Source organism: Agarivorans sp. 2_MG-2023 (genome assembly GCF_030548085.1).
Taxonomy (GTDB): Bacteria; Pseudomonadota; Gammaproteobacteria; order Enterobacterales; family Celerinatantimonadaceae; genus Agarivorans.
This window is the reverse complement of sequence record NZ_JAUORQ010000002.1, coordinates 332,137-348,633: the sequence shown is the minus strand read 5'-3', so window position 1 is coordinate 348,633 and position 16,497 is coordinate 332,137. Positions and strand designations below refer to the sequence as shown.

Genomic DNA, 16,497 nt, shown 5'->3' with positions numbered 1-16,497 from the left:
AAGGGTGATAAGCTTGCATTTACCGCGCCTTTCGCTACCGTTAGTATATGTACATTACGAGTAAAAAATTAGTGTTTAGATTGATGTGTTTTGCCCTATTAATAGTATCGAGTTTTGCGGTGCTAGCGAACTGTGACCGAATAAAAGTTAATGGCGAACATAATTGGTTTGATGTGTCCTACAGAGTTAACTCTCACGCCCCTTTGCAAGGCCTGGCAGTCGACTTAGCTAATCGAGTTTTTGCTGAGGTGGGCATTGAGGTTGATTACCAAGCGATGGTGCCTTGGAAGCGGCAGTTTTTGCAGTTAGAAACTGGCGATTTAGATGTGATTATTGCTGCTTTTTACAATCAGCAGCGTGGCAATAAATTTGTTTATAGCGAAGCGATTGGCGTGGAATATAGCACTGCGTTTATTCATAAAGAGCATAGTGATACTTACCGCGGCGCAGAAAGCTTGGTTGGTAAACGCGGATTACAACTGTTAGGAAGTAGCTTTGGTGACCAGTTTGACAGCTATGCTAAGCAAAATCTTACCATCTCTAAAATGGCAGACTTAGATCGGGCTATTAAGCTCATCGCTTTAAAAAGAGCTGACTATTTCTTGTACGCCACCCATGGAGGCCGGTTGAAAATTGCTGAAACAGAATTTGCCGATATGTTGGTGGATATGCAACCCAGTATTAGCAAACAACAAATTTTTATGGTGATGTCTAAATCTTCTCCCTGCTTAGCGCATTTAGATGAAATAAATCGCGCCATTAGGCGACATCGAGACGACTTCTAGAGCTTATTTTTCAATAAAAAAGCAAGCCCTAAAGCTTGCTTTTTAGTGTGGCTAATGTGAAAGCTTAAGCTTCTTCTATTTCCTCTAGCTTGGTAGAGCCCCCATGGTGCACTTCACGGCGCCGTTGAATCATGGCGTAAAAACCAGGTATTAAGAAGGTGCCTACCAACAATACACAAAGCAAGCCACCAACCAGAGAAATACCCAGCGAGTTTTGACTAATATGGCCAGCACCATTTGCCAGTACTAGCGGTATCATGCCAAAGATAAATGACCAAGAGGTCATATTCACCGCCCTAAATCGCAAGGTTCCACCGGTTACGGCTGCTTGGTCAATAGGCATGTCATTGTCTTCACGCTGCATACGTGCAAACTCTACGATAAGAATCGCATTTTTGGCAGCTAAGGCTATCAACAAAACTAAGCCAATTTGTGCATACAGGTTCATGGGTAAGCCTGCTAAAGATAGCGCTACAAACGACCCCAAAGTTGCTACCGGAACCACCAAAATAATCGCCAGCGGAATGGTCCAACTTTCATACTGCGCCACCATAAATAGGTAGATAAACAGTAAGGCGAGGGCAAAGGCATATACCGCCATATTACCTGCTTGGATCTCTTGGTAAGCCATACCTGTCCATTCAAATTGGTAACCGTTTGGCAATTCTTCTGCGGCAATTCGCTCCATGGCGGCGATAGCATCTCCCGATGAATAACCGGGCGCCGGTTGGCCTTGCAATACCGCACTGCGGTACAAGTTGTAACGCCAGGCTACGTCTGGGGCAAACTGCTGTTCAATGGTGACTAAGGTGCTCAGTGGCACCATGTCGCCGCTGATACTGCGAACATGAAACTGACCTAGGTTATCTAAACGGCTGCGGTATTCATCTTCAGCCTGCATGGTGACTCGGAAGTTTTTGCCGTAAAGGGTAAAGTCATTCACATACAGCGAGCCCAAGTTGGCTTGTAAAGTCGTGAATAAGTCGCCCAGCGGAATACCCAATTGCTTGGCTTTACTGCGGTCGATGTCTACGTAAAAGTGAGGTACATCGGCGCGGAAAGTACTAAAAGCACTGCCTATTTCTGGGGCTTGGTTGGCTTTAATGGTGATATCTTGCATCACTTTTGCCAGTTCGCTGCGCGAGCGACCAAGACCATCTTGCAAGACAAATTCAAAACCTGATGCCGTACCCATGCCCGGAACAGCAGGTGGGCCAAAAGCAAAGATCATGGCATCTTGAATTTTGCCGTAGGCTTGCTCGTTGATGCGCTGGCTAATGGCAAACGATGAATGGTCACCGTCTAGTGCGTTTCGTTCATCCCAGTGTTTGAGTTTTACAAACATGGTGGCCGCGTTAGACTGAATAGCGCCGGCTAGCAAACCGTAACCGTTGGCTAAACTCACCGCTTCAACGCCTGGTTCTTGTTTAATGATATGGCTTAAACGCTCCGACACTTCGGCGGTACGGCTAAGCGAAGCGGAATCTGGCAGCTGAACGTTTACCAGCAATACCCCTTTGTCTTCTTGCGGGACAAAGGCTTTAGAGGTGTTGTGATTCATCCATGCTACAGCGGCAATGGCTAAACAGAAGAACACCACTAAGGCAGAGCTGCGCCTTACCAACATGCCTGCGGCTTGGCCGTAGCGCTTGGTTACTGTGACTAAACCACGGTTAAACAAAGCAAACCAGCGAGGCTGTTTTTGTGCACCACGTTTTAGCACTAAGGAACAAATTGCGGGCGATAAGGTTAATGCATTAATCGAAGAAATAACTACCGAGATACAAATAGTAATCGCAAACTGACGATACATTACCCCGGTGATACCCGGCAGCATCGCTACGGGTAAAAATACCGCAAGCAATACCAAAGTAGAGGAAACAATCGGGCCGGTCACTTCGCGCATGGCTTTTAACGTGGCTTGTCGTGGGCTTAGCTCAGGGTGGGCTGAGAGTTTACTGTCGACGTTTTCAATCACCAAAATGGCATCATCTACCACAATACCAATCGCCAGAATCAAACCAAATAGCGTAATAGTGTTGATGGTAAAGCCGGTGGCTAGCATTATCGCAAAGGTGCCAATTAGCGAAACCGGAATAGCAACAACCGGAATAAGCGTCGCACGCCAGTTACCTAAGAATAAATAGGTGACTAAAATAACCAATAAAATCGCTTCTATCAGCGTTTTTATTACGCCTTTTACTGACTCAGCAACAAACTGGGTGGTGTCGTAGGCAATTTCATAATCCATTTTCTCTGGCATGTTAACTTTAAGTTGTTCCATCAATGCCAAAACTGCGTCGCCACTGTCGAGTGCGTTTGCCCCGGTTTGCAACGACAAAATCACCGATACCGAAGGTTGCCCTCTAAACTCACCAAAGGCGGCGTAACCCCGTTTACCTAGCTCTACACGTGCTACATCTTTTAAGTAAACACGTGAGCCACCTGGGTTGGCGACTAATAGGATATTCTCGAAATCGTCTACGGTGTCTAAGCGCCCTTTAGTGAGAAGGCTAAATTGCACATCGTTAGCGGCTTCGTAAGGTGGCGCACCTATAGATCCCACAGCCACTTGCACGTTTTGCTCCGCTAGGCTGTTGCGAATATCGCTAGTGGTAAGGCCTAGGTTGGCCAGTTTTAGCGGGTCTAACCAAACACGCATCGAGTATTCAGCCGAGCTAATTACCCGTACATCACTAATGCCTTGCACACGTGCTAATTGGTCTTCAACGTTTAAGGTAACGTAGTTGTTTAAGAAGGTGTCGTCGTAGTGACCGTCAGGCGAGAAGAAGTTAAGCACCATGAGTAAGTCGGGCGAACGCTTACGCACCGTTACTCCAACTTGGCGAACTTCTGCAGGCAGCTTTGACTCAATTTGGGTGACCCGGTTTTGCACGTTAATTTGTGCCATATCAGGGTCGGTGCCGATGTCAAAGGTTACGGTAAGCGAATAAGAGCCATCGTTGGCACTTTTCGAGTTCATGTACAGCATGTCTTCCACACCGTTCACCGAACTTTCAATCACCTCGGCCACTGCTTCCTCTACGGTTTCGGCACTGGCACCGGTGTAGTAAGCGGAAACACTTACCGAGGGAGGGCTAATTTGTGGGTACTCTGCAACGGGCAATACCATTAAGGCTATCGCGCCTGCTAATGACAGCAGAATCGAAATCACCAAAGCAAATTTTGGCCGTTGAATAAAAAAGCGACTTAACATGATGACTCCTTAATTAACCCGCTTGCTGTTCTACAACTTGCACTGGCGCACCATGGCGTACCCGTTGCAAACCTGCGGTAATCACTTGCTCGTTGCCGTTTAAGCCGCTAGTGATGACGACACCTTGTTCCAATACCGGACCAATGTTTACGTTGCGGCGCTCTGCGGTGTTGTCTGCGCCAATCAACATCACAAACTCGCCTTCTAAATCACTTTGTACTGCACGTCTAGGGATGACTAATGCTTCAAGCGATGCGTGGCTCGTCAGTTTTACTTCAACATATTGGCCTGGCAGCAATTGTTGCTGAGGGTTGTTAAACTGAGCGCTAATGGCAATGGTGCCTGTTTGCAAATCAATTCGATTGTCGATGAAATCTAACTGGCCGTTTTCTGGGTAGGTTCGGCTATCGCTGATTTTTAGCTGCACAAGGGCGTCGTCGGTTTGTGCGCTAGAGTGGGCGTCTACTTGGTCTAAGCCCATGTTTAAACGCTCACGTTCAGATACTCTAAAGCCAGCACGGATCGGATTTAGGCTTACCAAGTTAGTCAGTCGACCATTACTGCTGGCAATTAAGTCACCTTGGCTCACTTCGCTTTGACCAATGCGGCCATCAAAGGGCGCTACAATTCGAGTGTGTTGTAAATCAACTAAGCTGGCGCTTAACTGCGCTTCGGCGGCCTCGAGTTGGGCGTCGCTAGACAGTTTTTCTGCGGTTAAGCGATCGTACTCTGAGCGACTAATGTTGTTTTGAGGCAACAAACGTTCACCACGTTTCCAGTTAATTTCTGCATTGGTTAAGTTAGCTTTGGCTTGCGCTAAGGCCGCTTTGGCTTGTGCTACGGCTGCTTGGTAGCGGGTAGGGTCTATCTCGTAAAGCAGTTGGCCTTGCTCCACCATCTGTCCGTCTTCGAAGTGACGTTTCAGCAAGTAGCCGCTAACTTGAGCGCGAATATCAACATCTTTATAGGCTTCTATGCGACCAATAAATTGCTGAGACGGCGCGTAATGGATGCTTTTAACGGGTTCGGCGTTCACCAAACTAGCGCTTACTTGATTAGGAGATACGTCGGCAGAGTTACACGCGCTAAGCAACAAAAGTGCAGGGGCTAAGGCGAGCACTTTAATACGGGAAAAAACCATGAAACTATCCTCAAACTTTACATCAATGCAGAACAAATAGCCGAAGAGAGCTGTTTGCCTCGTGCAAATATAAAGTTGGCGGATGCTAACTAGACGCGTCCTGCGAAAACGCCTCTTTGACGCTGGTTTTATTTTTTAGTAATTACTAAAATATGCAAGCGGTCAATATACACCTTATTCAACTAAAGTTAGCCTCAGAAATAGTAGGTGCTAGCATCGGGATTTCTAAATGAAATTGAGGTTTTATTGCTGCTAATTAGCGGTGGTTTTTAGCTTAAGCTGGCAAGCTCACTTTTTTGTCACCGGCAAGTTGCAATGATGGCGAGAAATAAACACAACATAGATAGGGTGTTTGCTATATCATCTAGCCGCATTAATACAGCCCAGAGGTTTTTATGGCGCGCCAAGTAAGCTATACCTACAAAAAACAAAACAAAGTGATTAATTTTTCCTTTGATAAGTACCACGACATTCATGAGGCAGTTGCTGCAGCCGAAGGTGTTGATATTTCATGTTTTCTAGCGATGGAAAAGCAATTAGCTATGTCTACGCGAGACACCGCTACGCTAAAAGAATACCGCCTTAAAGAGTTTCAACGCTTAGGTTTTAGCGACATTCGCTTTCTAAAAGACGAAGAAAAAGACCAACCAGCCAAGTAAAGTTTGTCTGAAAGCGCATTTCTTAGGCTTGCTACTGGCCTGAAATGTGTATTTGCTTAAGGTAGATAGATTATCTATTTTTGAGTTTTTTTGATGTCTGAATCTCCGCACTTTTTGGCCTTAGTGGCTGATTTCGCATGTTTAGCCCAAGTTGATGCTATTTTGCTGGCAGGCTCTAGAGCGGCCGGCACCGCCGACGGCCACTCTGATTACGACGTATATGTTTATCTTAATGCGCCAATTAGTATTGATGTGCGCCAAAGCATCACTAATGAACACTGTCGGTACATGGAGCTGAACAATCAGTTTTGGGAAACCGAAGATGATGGCGTTTTGCTTGATGGTATTGAGGTAGAGTTAATCTATCGAGATTTCGCGTTTCTTGAGCAGGAGTTGCATCAAGTCGTAGAGCAGTATCAAGCTAAGGTGGGGTATAGCACCTGCTTCTGGGCCAATTTATTGGCATCTCGCATTTTGTATGATGCAGATGGAAAAGCGGCGCAACTACAGCAGCGTTTTAATGTGGCTTATCCAGCCCCGTTGCAGCAAGCCATTGTGAACAAAAACTTCCCGCTATTAACGGCGCAAATGCCAGCCTATTATTACCAATTAGAAAAAGCCCTAAAACGGCAAGACAGAGTAAGCCTTAATCATCGCTGTGCTGAGTTTCTAGCCAGCTATTTCGATATTTTATTTGCTATAAATGCTTTAGCACACCCAGGTGAAAAGCGCATGTTGGAGTATGCTAAGCAGCATTGCCTTATTGTGCCTGAAGGATTCGTTGAAGACATTGAAGGTTTATTGAGTGAGGTAAGTACTGCTCAGCCAAGCTTGCTGGTTAAAGTGAAATCATTGGTAAGGGAGCTTGAGCTGGTCATCTCCGCTAAAACGTCACTTGGGCTGCCAACATGCTACCCATTTAGTCAAAATAACTAAGTTCAAGACTCTTTACTTTTTAAGCAATCAGTTAAGCTGATATGCGTTGAGGGATACTTGCCTAAAAACAACTTATTGATTGATCTGATACTGTTGATTAAATCGTTATTTGGTGTGAAAGTAGCGCTGAATAAGTAACTTCAACAGGGATGTATTAATGTTACCTCGCTCCGCACTAAGTATCGCTGCAGCTATAATCGCTGTCTCTTCAAATGTCTCGCTGGCGAGTTCTGAAGTGGCTGTTCCTTTTATCGTTGGGGGCGAAGATGCGCCCGTTGGCGAATACCCTTGGATGACTCAGCTTAAAGCTGATGGTAGTTATTGTGGTGCAGTATTGATTAACCAACAATGGGTGCTCAGTGCTGCTCATTGTACCTTCGACCAATATAGCGTTGGTCACTATGCTCCGAAAGAAAAGATTAAAGTGAAAATTGGCGGCGATGTCTTTTCTTACCTCGAAGAGGACGGCGAAGCAGTTAGTGAAGTGTGTCAGCACCCTAACTTTGTTGATTCGATTGAAGAGGGCTCTAATCAGGTTATTGGCGATAATGATATCGTTTTGCTGCGCTTGGCTGAGCCAAGTTCAGTGACGCCGATTGCAATCAATCAATCGGCTATTCATCAAGACTATAACCCAGGCTTTGGTTTAAGAGTGATAGGTTTTGGTCGCACTAATACCGACCCTGATAACCCCACTTTTAAAGATAACTTACAGCAAGCAAATGTGAACTTAATGGCTCAGAATAGATGTGCCGAAGTTTGGGGCAGTGCTGAGCTTACTGCTCAGATGTTCTGTGCCGAGAGTTTTACCGCAGACTCATGCTCCGGGGATAGCGGTGGCCCAATATTTATTGATGAAGGAACTCAATACAAGCTAGCTGGCTTAGTGAGTTGGGGATCTAAGTTTTGTGAAAATACACCCGGTGTTTACGTAGATGTTGGTCAGCTTTCACCTTGGATAACGGAAGTGATAAACAGCACTGCTGAAGAGCGTAGCAATGCATCTTTGTGTTCACAAAAAGCAGCACTTGCTCGACCAGAAAGCTCAGGTGGCGGTGCATTTGGTGGCATAGCCATTGTAGCCCTATTAGTGCTTCGCAGTTTTCGTAGAGCATAATATATTGAAATAAAACGTTTTGTTTTTTGTTTAAAAAATATTCATGCATGTGCGGGCGTTTTCTGTTAGATTACGCCCGCATTTTTATATGCCGCTAACAAGCTGTCTCATGGAATGCTGCTTTGCAGTTGAGAGCGTCCACCCCACGGATCGGGCCAGCAATTTGGACGAACATTTTTGCTTGTTAATGAGAATTTTATGCAAAGTATTTTTGCCGATATCGTTGGTTTACTGGGTACAGCCCTCGTGGTAGGTGCGTTCTTCCTTTTACAGTTAGAGCGACTAAGCCCTAAACAACTTACCTATAACTTGATGAACTTAAGCGGTGCCATTTTGCTGCTGATCAGTTTGTGCATTAACTTTAATCTAGCCAGCTTTATTATTGAGCTATTCTGGATTGGCGCGTCAGTGGTAGGTATTGTTAAGTACTTCAAACGTGAGCCGGCTGTCGCTCAAGCTTAAAACATTCAGTTTTGGCTAATAATTAGAAGCTATTGCAATTTTCGGCGATAGCTTTTAATCAATATATTTCTTCTCTATCTTGCCTTTGCGGTGTGTTTGAAGCGATCACCTATCGGTAGTAGCTCTCATTTTTAATAAGCCAAACAATCCTAAACAGTAAATAGTGCCCAAATGAGCAAAAGCTTTGTATGCTAGAGCGACTAAAAACAGAGCCTTTACTTATATGAATCAAATACATCCTCAATTAGCGCCAATTTGTCACTATCTTGAACAGCAACTGTTAGGCAAACCTAAAGCGGTGCGGCTGGCCTTGAGTTGTTTGCTTGCCTCTGGCCACTTACTGATTGAAGATTTACCGGGAGCGGGCAAAACCAGCTTAGCCAAATGGCTCGCAGCCGGTTTTGGTTTGAGTTTCCAGCGAATTCAATTTACCAGTGATTTACTGCCTGCCGACATTATTGGTGTATCGGTGTATGAGCCACCCACTCAGCAGTTTATCTTTCATCCAGGACCAATTTTTAATCACCTGGTATTAGCAGACGAGTTAAACCGTGCGAGCCCGCGTACCCAAAGTGCTCTGTTGGAGGCAATGGAAGAGCAGCAGGTGAGTACCGATGGTCAAAGCTATCCTTTGGAAGCACCATTTTTTGTGATTGCGACGCAAAACCCTCGCGAGCAGTTGGGTACTTTTGATTTACCTGAGTCTCAGCTAGATCGCTTTGCTATGCGACTTAGCATCGGTTTTCCGGATTTGAATTCAGAACTTGCCATGCTTAAGCGTTCTAATCAAGCTGGTGAATCGCTGGTTGGCATGTCGATTGAGGCGCTAACTCAGCTACAGCAAGCGGTTGAGCAAGTGCATTGCAGCGATGCCCTGCTTGATTATTTATTACGTTTAATTCATTGCAGTCGCGCTTTAGAAGGGGCAAACCCTTTGTCGCCGCGCTGTAGTTTAACTTTGTTGGCTTGCGCCAAAGCATGGGCCTATTTGCATCATCAGCAGCACGTATCACCTGAAGATGTTCAAGCGGTATTTAGTGCGGTGAGTGCCCACCGTTTAGGGCGAGGTGACAGTGGTGAAGCCTACGCTAAGCAGATTTTAACTGATGTCGACCCATACAACGATCTGAGCTAAGCATGCAAATTTGGGGACGCTCTGCATTTAAAAAGTGGCGAGGATTACGCACTCAAGCGTGGCTTGAGCGGCGGATTCCCGCTTCAAGCCGTTTAGGATTAAACCGCAAGAACTTGTTCATTCTTCCTACGGCATTTGGTTGGGGCTTTTTGTGCGCCTTAGTGGTGATGCTAATGATGGGCAGTAACTACCAAAACAACTTAATACTTGCTTTGGGTTTATGGTTATTAGCCATGTGGTTGCTGTGTCTGGTGCTTTGCCATCAGAACCTTTCTGGTAGTGTGGTGAGTGTTGTTCAGCGCCCAGAGGGACAATGTGATCACCCATTGCGGCTGATCTTCGCCATAGAAAAAGCCAATAAAACCTTGCCCAATGCACTTACCGCGGAGTTTAAAACTTGGCCCTACGAACAGGCTAGCCAGCACCAAAATAACCAACTAAGCATAGATATTGAGGTGGTGCAGCGCGGCCGCAAGGCATTACCAAGAGTCTCTATTGCCAGTGTATTCCCTTTAGGTATTTTCCGCTGCTGGACGGTGGCCGATTTTAACTCTGAACTGATTGCATATCCTGCGCCACTGTCAGGATATGCTTGCCCCGCTCAAGAGTTATCTGAAGAGCATGATATTGAGCAAACCTCTAGCGATAGCCAATTGCAAAGTGAGTTTGCCGGTCTAAAAGCCTACCGCAGTGGTGAACGTAAAAGCTTGTTAGCGTGGAAGCAATATGCGGCAGGCCGAGGTTTACAAACTAAGGTTTTTAGCGGCAATCCTGCGCTAGATTTACATTTGACTGACCGCTTACATAGCGGTTTAGATTATGAACAAGGCTTATCGGTATTGGCTTTTTGGGTTCGTCAGTTAGCGCAACAGCAACAAAGCTTTAGTTTACAAGTTGGTGGCCAGCAACTAGCAAGTGGCAGCGGCTTGGCGCATCAACGTGCTGCATTACAACTCCTCGCAGAGGCACCTAAACAAACATGAACAATGTAAATGCTGCCCATATTCGTTTATCGCTTCTATGTTATTTGGCAACCGCTTTGGTGTTGTTTCAGCAATTGCCTTGGTTAGTGGTGGTTGTGGGGGCAGCAGCTGGCTGGTGGCGCTTACGAGTAGTGAACGGTTTGGCTTCGCTGCCTAAACCACGTTGGGTAAAACTACTGTTAGTGAGTTTAATTGCCTTAACACTATGGCTAAGCCGCTCTGCAGAGCTGTTTGATAAACTAGTTAGCCTTGTCATGCTGGGTTATAGCTTGAAATACATTGAGCTTCATAAACGGCGTGATGTAGAAATGTTTGCCTTAACGGGTTTGTTTTTATTGGCATTTTCGCTGGTATTCTCTAGCCAACCTTTAGCGGCTTTGTTGGTGCTAATTGTTGCCTTTATGCACTTACTGTTGCTGCTGAGTTTAGATGTAAAACTCAATTTGTCTTGGCTAAAAAAGCTAGCCGTTTGGATGTTGGCTATCGCGCCATTGGGTTTGGCCTTGTTTGTTGTTGCACCGCGATTAGCCCCTTTATGGAAAATGCCCACGCCAAGTAGTGCACAAACTGGCTTGTCTGATGTGGTGCGCCCCGGTGATATTAGCCAGTTGATTCGCTCAGACAAGTTAGTCTTTCGCGCCGAATTTAGTCGCCCACCACCGCGAGACCAATTGTATTGGCGCGCTATGGTGCTGGATGAGTTTGATGGCGAGCAATGGACGCGTAGTGAGCTCGCTCAGAAGAAACAGGTTGTTAAGAATGAGCAAGCGCCGATTAACCAATACCAACTGTTGCTGGAGCCAGCCAATCAAGCTTGGCTGGCTACGCTTAACCCCAGCGAGCTGCGCGGAGGTGGAGCAGAGCAGGTTGGCGATAAAAGCTGGCAACGCAGTGGTGAGAGTTTCCCTCGGCAGATTTTAAGCTTTAATCATCTCCCTCATTTGAACCGTGAGTCGGTAGCACCAGAGCAATTACATCTGCTGACTCGCGTACCCAGCAACATAAGTGCGAATATATTGCAGTTAAGTCGTCAGTTTAGCGAAGGTTTGGACCTCAATGCTGGCGGTTATTCTGAACAAGTCATGACAAGGCTAGAGCAGTGGTTTTTAAGTCAATCTTTTAGCTATACCTTAAGTCCTCCGGCATATCCTGGATTAGCAGGAATAGAAAGCTTTTTGCTTAACCAGCAAGCGGGGTTTTGTGTGCATTATGCTCAAAGCGCAGTGGTGCTGGCACGTTTACAAGGGATTCCCGCGCGTATGGTCACTGGTTATTTAGGTGGTGAATGGGAGCAAGCAGAACAACGTTTAGCAGTACGAAACTACGATGCCCACGCGTGGATGGAATACTGGAACGGAGAGCGCTGGATAAGGCTTGACCCAACAGCGTGGATAGCCCCAGACCGAGTAGAAAGCAACTTACAGCAAAGCCAAGCAACCGCCGAGCAATGGCAAAATATAAGCGGTTGGGGGCAGAAAATTTGGTATACCCAAGGTTTTAACCAACTACGTTTATGGTTAGCGCAAGCCGATTATTGGTGGGCGAAGTGGGTACTTAACTTTGATCATAAACGCCAGTTAAGTTTGTTTTCACAGCTGCTTAATTGGTTGCCGGGGACCTCACTGTTGATGTTAACCGGCGGCATGTTGTTATCTGGAGTGCTAATCAGCGCCTTGTTGTTAGCTAAGCCTTGGCTGTGGCGCGCACCGAATAAACATGTGCTAGCGCTAAAATGGCAGCTATTTTTATTGGCGAGATTGAAACTTCATCGTAGCCAGGGAGAAAGCTTTACTGACTATTTATCGCGTATTGAAAGTGCTGCGCCTAAGCGTTACTTGCCGTTAAAACGGACGATTCAGCAGTATAATCAGCTGCGATACCACGGCTAAAACTTGCAGTAATTGAGTATATCGTTGAGCAAAAAATACCAACTTAATTGGTTAATTTGTCCAAAATATCTTATTTTTTTTACCAAATTGCTTGAGCTAACCAGACTATTGATAGCTCTGCTCGTAAAGTGAGCGGCATTAAACATCTTTGGTAAGGAGATTAAGATGGATTGGATCGAGTGGTTTGGTTATTTAGCGTCGGTGGTGGTGGCCATCTCATTAACCATGAGTTCTATTGTTAAACTTCGTTGGTTAAACATGATAGGTGCTGCGCTGTTTTCTAGTTACGGTTTTGTCATTGGTGCAATGCCCGTGGCCTTGTTAAACCTATTTATTGTATTCGCCAACATCTATTACTTGCAGGGAATTTATCGCAGTAAGGATCAGTTTAAACTGGTAAAAGTTGAAGCTAGCAGCCCCTTATTGCAGTTTTGGATAGAGCAATATCAAACTGACATTGATAAATACTTCCCACAGTTTTCTGTTGATAGTTTACAAGGGCAAAGCTGTTACATGCTGATGAGAAACAGTGAACCAGCGGGTATTTTTGTTGGTCGGCAGCAACAACATGAGTTTGAAGTAAAATTAGATTACGTATTCTCAGCCTATCGAGATTTTAAAACGGGCGATTTTCTTTATCACAATTCCGGCTTATTTAAACAGCTAGATATAAGCAAATTGGTAACCTACAGCTCGGTTGAAAACCACCAAAAATACTTACGTAAGATGGGATTTTCTCAGTCAAGTGAAGACCAGACTTTGTATGAGTATTCACTAAGCTAAAGACACCAAGGGGTTAATTTGCAAAGACCAGAAATTGGAATTATCTACTGATAGTTTTATGGTAGGGTTAGCCCTCAATTAATAACCTGGTAGTTGTAATATGCGTTTGAAAGTGCAGCCTTTTTTGTTTTTATCTCTTCTTTCAAGCTTATTGTTAGGCTGTGTTTCTGCTGAGCAAACCAGAGCCCCAGAAACACGTTCCACCACAGTAGTAAGCGGCGACACTAGCTACTTGGAGCAGTCGAGCGGCCGCTATGCTTGGCACCCTAGTTTGGTAAAAGCCTACTTACACAAGACCGAAAGCGAAGATTTATTACTGCAGGTATTGCAGCAAAACATCAGCAAAACCATGCAAGACAAAGGCTATACCTTGGTTGAACTAAACCAACAGCCTGATTTCTTTATCGGAGTGGGGGCCGCTTTAGACTCTAAAGTAAGTGATCAACAAATACTCGCGCGCGCAGGCATGATGGCAGGTTTATCGGCAGATGATGTTGACCCCACAATGTATGAAAAAGGCTCGGTGATGATCGCCTTGTTTAATTCAGCAGAAAGTGAACCTTTTTGGCGTATTTTAAGTCAAGGTATGGCCCAACAAGAGCAGGCATTGAGCGAGCGAAAAGTCCGCATTGCACGCGAAGTCGATCGTATGTTGCAGTATCTTCCACAACGCTAATCGGTCATAGGTAAGCGAGTGAAGTGCCAAGGTGTTTTGTTAGCAAACATAGGTAAAGCGTTATGAGTAAAGCCAACACTCCTGCCAGTTACACGGTGAAACAAGCCGCAGAGTTAGCGGGAATAACCAGCGATACCCTACGCTTTTACGAGAAAAAGGGCTTGTTGTTTAATGTTAATCGCTCGCCCAATGGGCACCGCCGTTTTAGTTCTCAAAATGTTGAGTGGTTGCGCTTTATTGTGTGTTTAAAATCTACCGGCATGTCTTTAGATACCATTAAACAGTATCGGGATATGTTGGATGAGGGGCCAAGTACCGAGCAACAACGTTTACAATTGTTGCTCGATCATAAACAGCAAACCGAACAACAAATTGCCTGCCTAAATCGCAACCTTGAACATGTTCAACGCAAGATTGAACATTATCAAGAAGGAACCCAATTAAGCATTACTCTGGAGTAAGCCTTATACCGACTCAATCAAGGCGATGTCGGAGGTATCTAGCGGCACACTAGCCCCTCTAATTACTCCATCGGCTTGCTCTGGGCTACGCATGCCAACAATCGCACCAGTTACTGCTGGATGTTTTAGGCTCCAAGCTATCGCAACTTCAGCGGCCGAAACTTGGTATTTAGCTGCCACTTGGCTAAGTGCTTCAACAATTTTTAGGTTGCGGCTTAACTTAGGCTCGTTAAAATCATCAGCGTTTTTACGCCAATCATCATCACCCATAGCGGCAATCCGCTGGCGAGTCATTTTACCGGTTAATAAACCAGAGCCCATTGGCGAATAGCAAATTACCCCGGTGTTGTTTTGTTGGCAATAAGGCAATAGCTGCTCTTCGCAATCGCGATTAATTAAGCTGTAAGGTGGCTGCATAGCGTGAATCGGGGCTATCTTTTGCAAGGCTTCCATTTGCTCTAAGGAATGGTTAGACACACCTAAATAGCGAATCTTCCCCTGTTGTTGCAACTCGGCCATGGCTTGCCAAGCTTCTTCAATGTCTTCAGCTGGGTTAGGCCAGTGGATTTGGTATAAATCGATAGTCTCTACTTGCAGGCGCTTTAGACTGTTCTCGACTTCTTGTTTGATGCTGGCGGCTTTTAAACAAGGTTGGATGTTTTGTTGTTGATCCCAGTTAAAACCACATTTGCTAAAAATGAGCGGTTTATTGCTTAAGCCTTTGATGGCTTTACCCACTATTTCTTCACTGTGGCCGAGGCCGTATACTGGCGCTGTATCAATCCAGTTTATACCTAATGACAAAGCATGTTGTATGGTATCGATTGAATCTTGATCTTGTTGCGCACCCCAGCCCCATTGCCACAGGCCGCCCATTGCCCATGCACCTAAGCCAATGCGGGTAATCTTTAGTTCACTGTTTCCTAAACGTGCCAGTTCCATAGTCACTTCTCCAAAGGTTTTGAATAATAGTTAATGATTACTTAAGGTGAGTGTAAAAGTTGGAGTTAACTCCAAGTCAAGTAATTGGTTGGTAAACTTTTATATCGTAAGGAAGTGAAATTTGATGATGATTTGTCAACACATTCGGCTAGGATTAAATAAAGCATCAAACTATTTGAAAAAGCAGGCCTTAATTGCTTAACACTGGCTTGGAACAGCGGCCAACGGTGACTACACTGAGCCGCTTATAAGTTCAAAAAATAATCCTGCAGGAGCTCCTATGTTAAAACAATACCCAGTGACTGATTTACATCGTCATTTAGATGGCACTATTCGCGCCGAAACCATATTAGAACTGGGCCGAAAGTTTAACGTAGATCTTCCTGCAAGCAATCTTGAAGCGCTGATCCCCCACGTTCAAATTACCAAACAAGAACCTAATTTGGTGGCTTTTCTCTCTAAGCTAGATTGGGGGGTAAGTGTATTGGGCGATTACGACGCCTGTGCTCGTGTAGCTGAAGAAAATGTGGCTGATTTAGTAAAAGCCAATATTGATTATGCTGAATTACGCTTTAGCCCGGGTTATATGGCTATGAGCCATAAACTTAAGCAAGAAGGCGTGGTAGAAGCGGTTATTGAAGGCGTGCGTCGTGGTATGCAAAAACACGATGTACAAGTGAATTTAATCGGTATTATGAGCCGTACCTTTGGCCAACAAAGTTGTAGCGAAGAGCTGGAAGCTTGTATGGCGTTTCGCGACCAAATAGTGGCGGTTGATTTAGCGGGTGACGAGCTGGGTCACCCTGGTGATTTATTTGTTGAGCAGTTTTCACGTGCGCGCGATGCCGGTTTTGGTATTACTGTTCATGCGGGTGAAGCTGCTGGTTCGGCAAGCGTTTGGCAAGCTATTCGTGAACTAGGCGCTACTCGCATTGGCCATGGTGTTAAAATTGCTGACGATCCTGAGCTAATGGATTACGTAGCAAAACACAAGATTGGTGTAGAGTCGTGTTTGTCTTCTAATTTTCAAACCAACACCACGGCAGACTTAAGTCAGCATCCTCTTAAGCGCTTTTTAGAGCATGGTATTCGCGCTAGTTTGAATACTGATGATCCCGGTGTGTCGGCCATTGATTTACCCGATGAATACCGTATTGCCCGCGAGCAACTAGGCTTTGGCGATGAGCAAATTGCCAAGCTGCAAAGTAATGGTTTAAAAATGGCCTTTATTAGTGAAAGTGCGCGCCAAGCATTACGTGAGAAAGCCGCTAAACGCATTTTATAAGTTAACTGTTAACAGCCCGCTTAAAC

The 16,497-nt window shown here is 45.3% G+C and carries 15 protein-coding genes; 12 read left to right on the top strand and 3 right to left on the bottom strand.

What is annotated here, in order from left to right; translation table 11 throughout:
* Window positions 1–71 precede the first annotated feature (71 nt).
* Entirely contained in the window at window positions 72–785 is a 714-nt protein-coding gene (locus tag Q4549_RS04270) for an ABC transporter substrate-binding protein (protein ID WP_303549109.1), read from the top strand.
* A 64-nt stretch (window positions 786–849) separates the two neighbouring features.
* Here the strand turns inward: Q4549_RS04270 and Q4549_RS04265 are convergent, their stop codons facing one another.
* A complete protein-coding gene (locus Q4549_RS04265) occupies window positions 850–4,002 on the bottom strand; it encodes an efflux RND transporter permease subunit (protein ID WP_303549112.1) in 3,153 nt (1,050 codons plus the stop codon).
* Between the two features lie 13 nt (window positions 4,003–4,015).
* On the bottom strand, window positions 4,016–5,143 hold the full coding sequence (locus Q4549_RS04260) for an efflux RND transporter periplasmic adaptor subunit (protein ID WP_303549114.1): 1,128 nt from the start codon (window positions 5,141–5,143) through the stop codon (window positions 4,016–4,018).
* Between the two features lie 395 nt (window positions 5,144–5,538).
* On the opposite strand from Q4549_RS04260, the gene Q4549_RS04255 reads away from it, so the two are divergent.
* From Q4549_RS04255 to Q4549_RS04210, 10 genes are all read left to right on the top strand, one after another.
* Entirely contained in the window at window positions 5,539–5,802 is a 264-nt protein-coding gene (locus Q4549_RS04255) for a DUF2960 domain-containing protein (RefSeq protein ID WP_303549117.1), read from the top strand.
* Between the two features lie 93 nt (window positions 5,803–5,895).
* Window positions 5,896–6,738, top strand: a complete 843-nt coding sequence (locus Q4549_RS04250; RefSeq protein WP_303549120.1) for a DUF4037 domain-containing protein — start codon at window positions 5,896–5,898, stop codon at window positions 6,736–6,738.
* A gap of 157 nt (window positions 6,739–6,895) precedes the next feature.
* Window positions 6,896–7,855: a trypsin-like serine protease gene (locus Q4549_RS04245; RefSeq protein WP_303549123.1), complete on the top strand. Its 960-nt coding sequence runs from the start codon at window positions 6,896–6,898 to the stop codon at window positions 7,853–7,855.
* Window positions 7,856–8,053: 198 nt separating this feature from the next.
* Window positions 8,054–8,317 carry a hypothetical protein gene (locus Q4549_RS04240; protein WP_137672164.1) on the top strand — a complete coding sequence of 88 codons (264 nt, stop codon included), beginning with the start codon at window positions 8,054–8,056 and terminating at the stop codon, window positions 8,315–8,317.
* A 223-nt stretch (window positions 8,318–8,540) separates the two neighbouring features.
* Window positions 8,541–9,452, top strand: coding sequence for a MoxR family ATPase (locus Q4549_RS04235; protein WP_303509538.1), 912 nt, complete (start codon window positions 8,541–8,543; stop codon window positions 9,450–9,452).
* A 2-nt stretch (window positions 9,453–9,454) separates the two neighbouring features.
* Window positions 9,455–10,435, top strand: coding sequence for a DUF58 domain-containing protein (locus tag Q4549_RS04230; protein ID WP_303549126.1), 981 nt, complete (start codon window positions 9,455–9,457; stop codon window positions 10,433–10,435).
* Window positions 10,432–12,324: a DUF3488 and transglutaminase-like domain-containing protein gene (locus Q4549_RS04225; RefSeq protein WP_303549129.1), complete on the top strand. Its 1,893-nt coding sequence runs from the start codon at window positions 10,432–10,434 to the stop codon at window positions 12,322–12,324. Before Q4549_RS04230 ends, Q4549_RS04225 begins: the two co-directional genes overlap by 4 nt.
* A gap of 165 nt (window positions 12,325–12,489) precedes the next feature.
* Window positions 12,490–13,107, top strand: coding sequence for a hypothetical protein (locus tag Q4549_RS04220; RefSeq protein ID WP_303549131.1), 618 nt, complete (start codon window positions 12,490–12,492; stop codon window positions 13,105–13,107).
* Between the two features lie 100 nt (window positions 13,108–13,207).
* Window positions 13,208–13,783 (top strand): DUF4136 domain-containing protein, encoded by a 576-nt coding sequence (locus Q4549_RS04215; protein ID WP_303549133.1) that lies wholly within the window; start codon window positions 13,208–13,210, stop codon window positions 13,781–13,783.
* Window positions 13,784–13,845: 62 nt separating this feature from the next.
* Entirely contained in the window at window positions 13,846–14,244 is a 399-nt protein-coding gene (locus tag Q4549_RS04210; RefSeq protein ID WP_303509551.1) for a MerR family transcriptional regulator, read from the top strand.
* A 3-nt stretch (window positions 14,245–14,247) separates the two neighbouring features.
* Here Q4549_RS04210 and Q4549_RS04205 read toward each other — a convergent pair whose 3' ends face one another.
* Window positions 14,248–15,186: an aldo/keto reductase gene (locus tag Q4549_RS04205; RefSeq protein WP_303549136.1), complete on the bottom strand. Its 939-nt coding sequence runs from the start codon at window positions 15,184–15,186 to the stop codon at window positions 14,248–14,250.
* A 280-nt stretch (window positions 15,187–15,466) separates the two neighbouring features.
* Between Q4549_RS04205 and add the strand changes: the two genes are divergently transcribed.
* Window positions 15,467–16,471 (top strand): adenosine deaminase, encoded by a 1,005-nt coding sequence (gene add, locus Q4549_RS04200; RefSeq protein WP_303549139.1) that lies wholly within the window; start codon window positions 15,467–15,469, stop codon window positions 16,469–16,471.
* Window positions 16,472–16,497: the final 26 nt, after the last annotated feature.

Bases quoted from the DNA above. Each gene is read 5' to 3' on its own strand.
- Q4549_RS04265 (WP_303549112.1), bottom strand. From the start codon at position 4,002: ATGTTAAGTCGCTTTTTTATTCAACGGCCAAAATTTGCTTTGGTGATT.
- Q4549_RS04260 (WP_303549114.1), bottom strand. From the start codon at position 5,143: ATGGTTTTTTCCCGTATTAAAGTGCTCGCCTTAGCCCCTGCACTTTTG.
- Q4549_RS04255 (WP_303549117.1), top strand. From the start codon at position 5,539: ATGGCGCGCCAAGTAAGCTATACCTACAAAAAACAAAACAAAGTGATT.
- Q4549_RS04250 (WP_303549120.1), top strand. From the start codon at position 5,896: ATGTCTGAATCTCCGCACTTTTTGGCCTTAGTGGCTGATTTCGCATGT.
- Q4549_RS04245 (WP_303549123.1), top strand. From the start codon at position 6,896: ATGTTACCTCGCTCCGCACTAAGTATCGCTGCAGCTATAATCGCTGTC.
- Q4549_RS04240 (WP_137672164.1), top strand. From the start codon at position 8,054: ATGCAAAGTATTTTTGCCGATATCGTTGGTTTACTGGGTACAGCCCTC.
- Q4549_RS04235 (WP_303509538.1), top strand. From the start codon at position 8,541: ATGAATCAAATACATCCTCAATTAGCGCCAATTTGTCACTATCTTGAA.
- Q4549_RS04230 (WP_303549126.1), top strand. From the start codon at position 9,455: ATGCAAATTTGGGGACGCTCTGCATTTAAAAAGTGGCGAGGATTACGC.
- Q4549_RS04225 (WP_303549129.1), top strand. From the start codon at position 10,432: ATGAACAATGTAAATGCTGCCCATATTCGTTTATCGCTTCTATGTTAT.
- Q4549_RS04220 (WP_303549131.1), top strand. From the start codon at position 12,490: ATGGATTGGATCGAGTGGTTTGGTTATTTAGCGTCGGTGGTGGTGGCC.
- Q4549_RS04215 (WP_303549133.1), top strand. From the start codon at position 13,208: ATGCGTTTGAAAGTGCAGCCTTTTTTGTTTTTATCTCTTCTTTCAAGC.
- Q4549_RS04210 (WP_303509551.1), top strand. From the start codon at position 13,846: ATGAGTAAAGCCAACACTCCTGCCAGTTACACGGTGAAACAAGCCGCA.
- Q4549_RS04205 (WP_303549136.1), bottom strand. From the start codon at position 15,186: ATGGAACTGGCACGTTTAGGAAACAGTGAACTAAAGATTACCCGCATT.
- add (WP_303549139.1), top strand. From the start codon at position 15,467: ATGTTAAAACAATACCCAGTGACTGATTTACATCGTCATTTAGATGGC.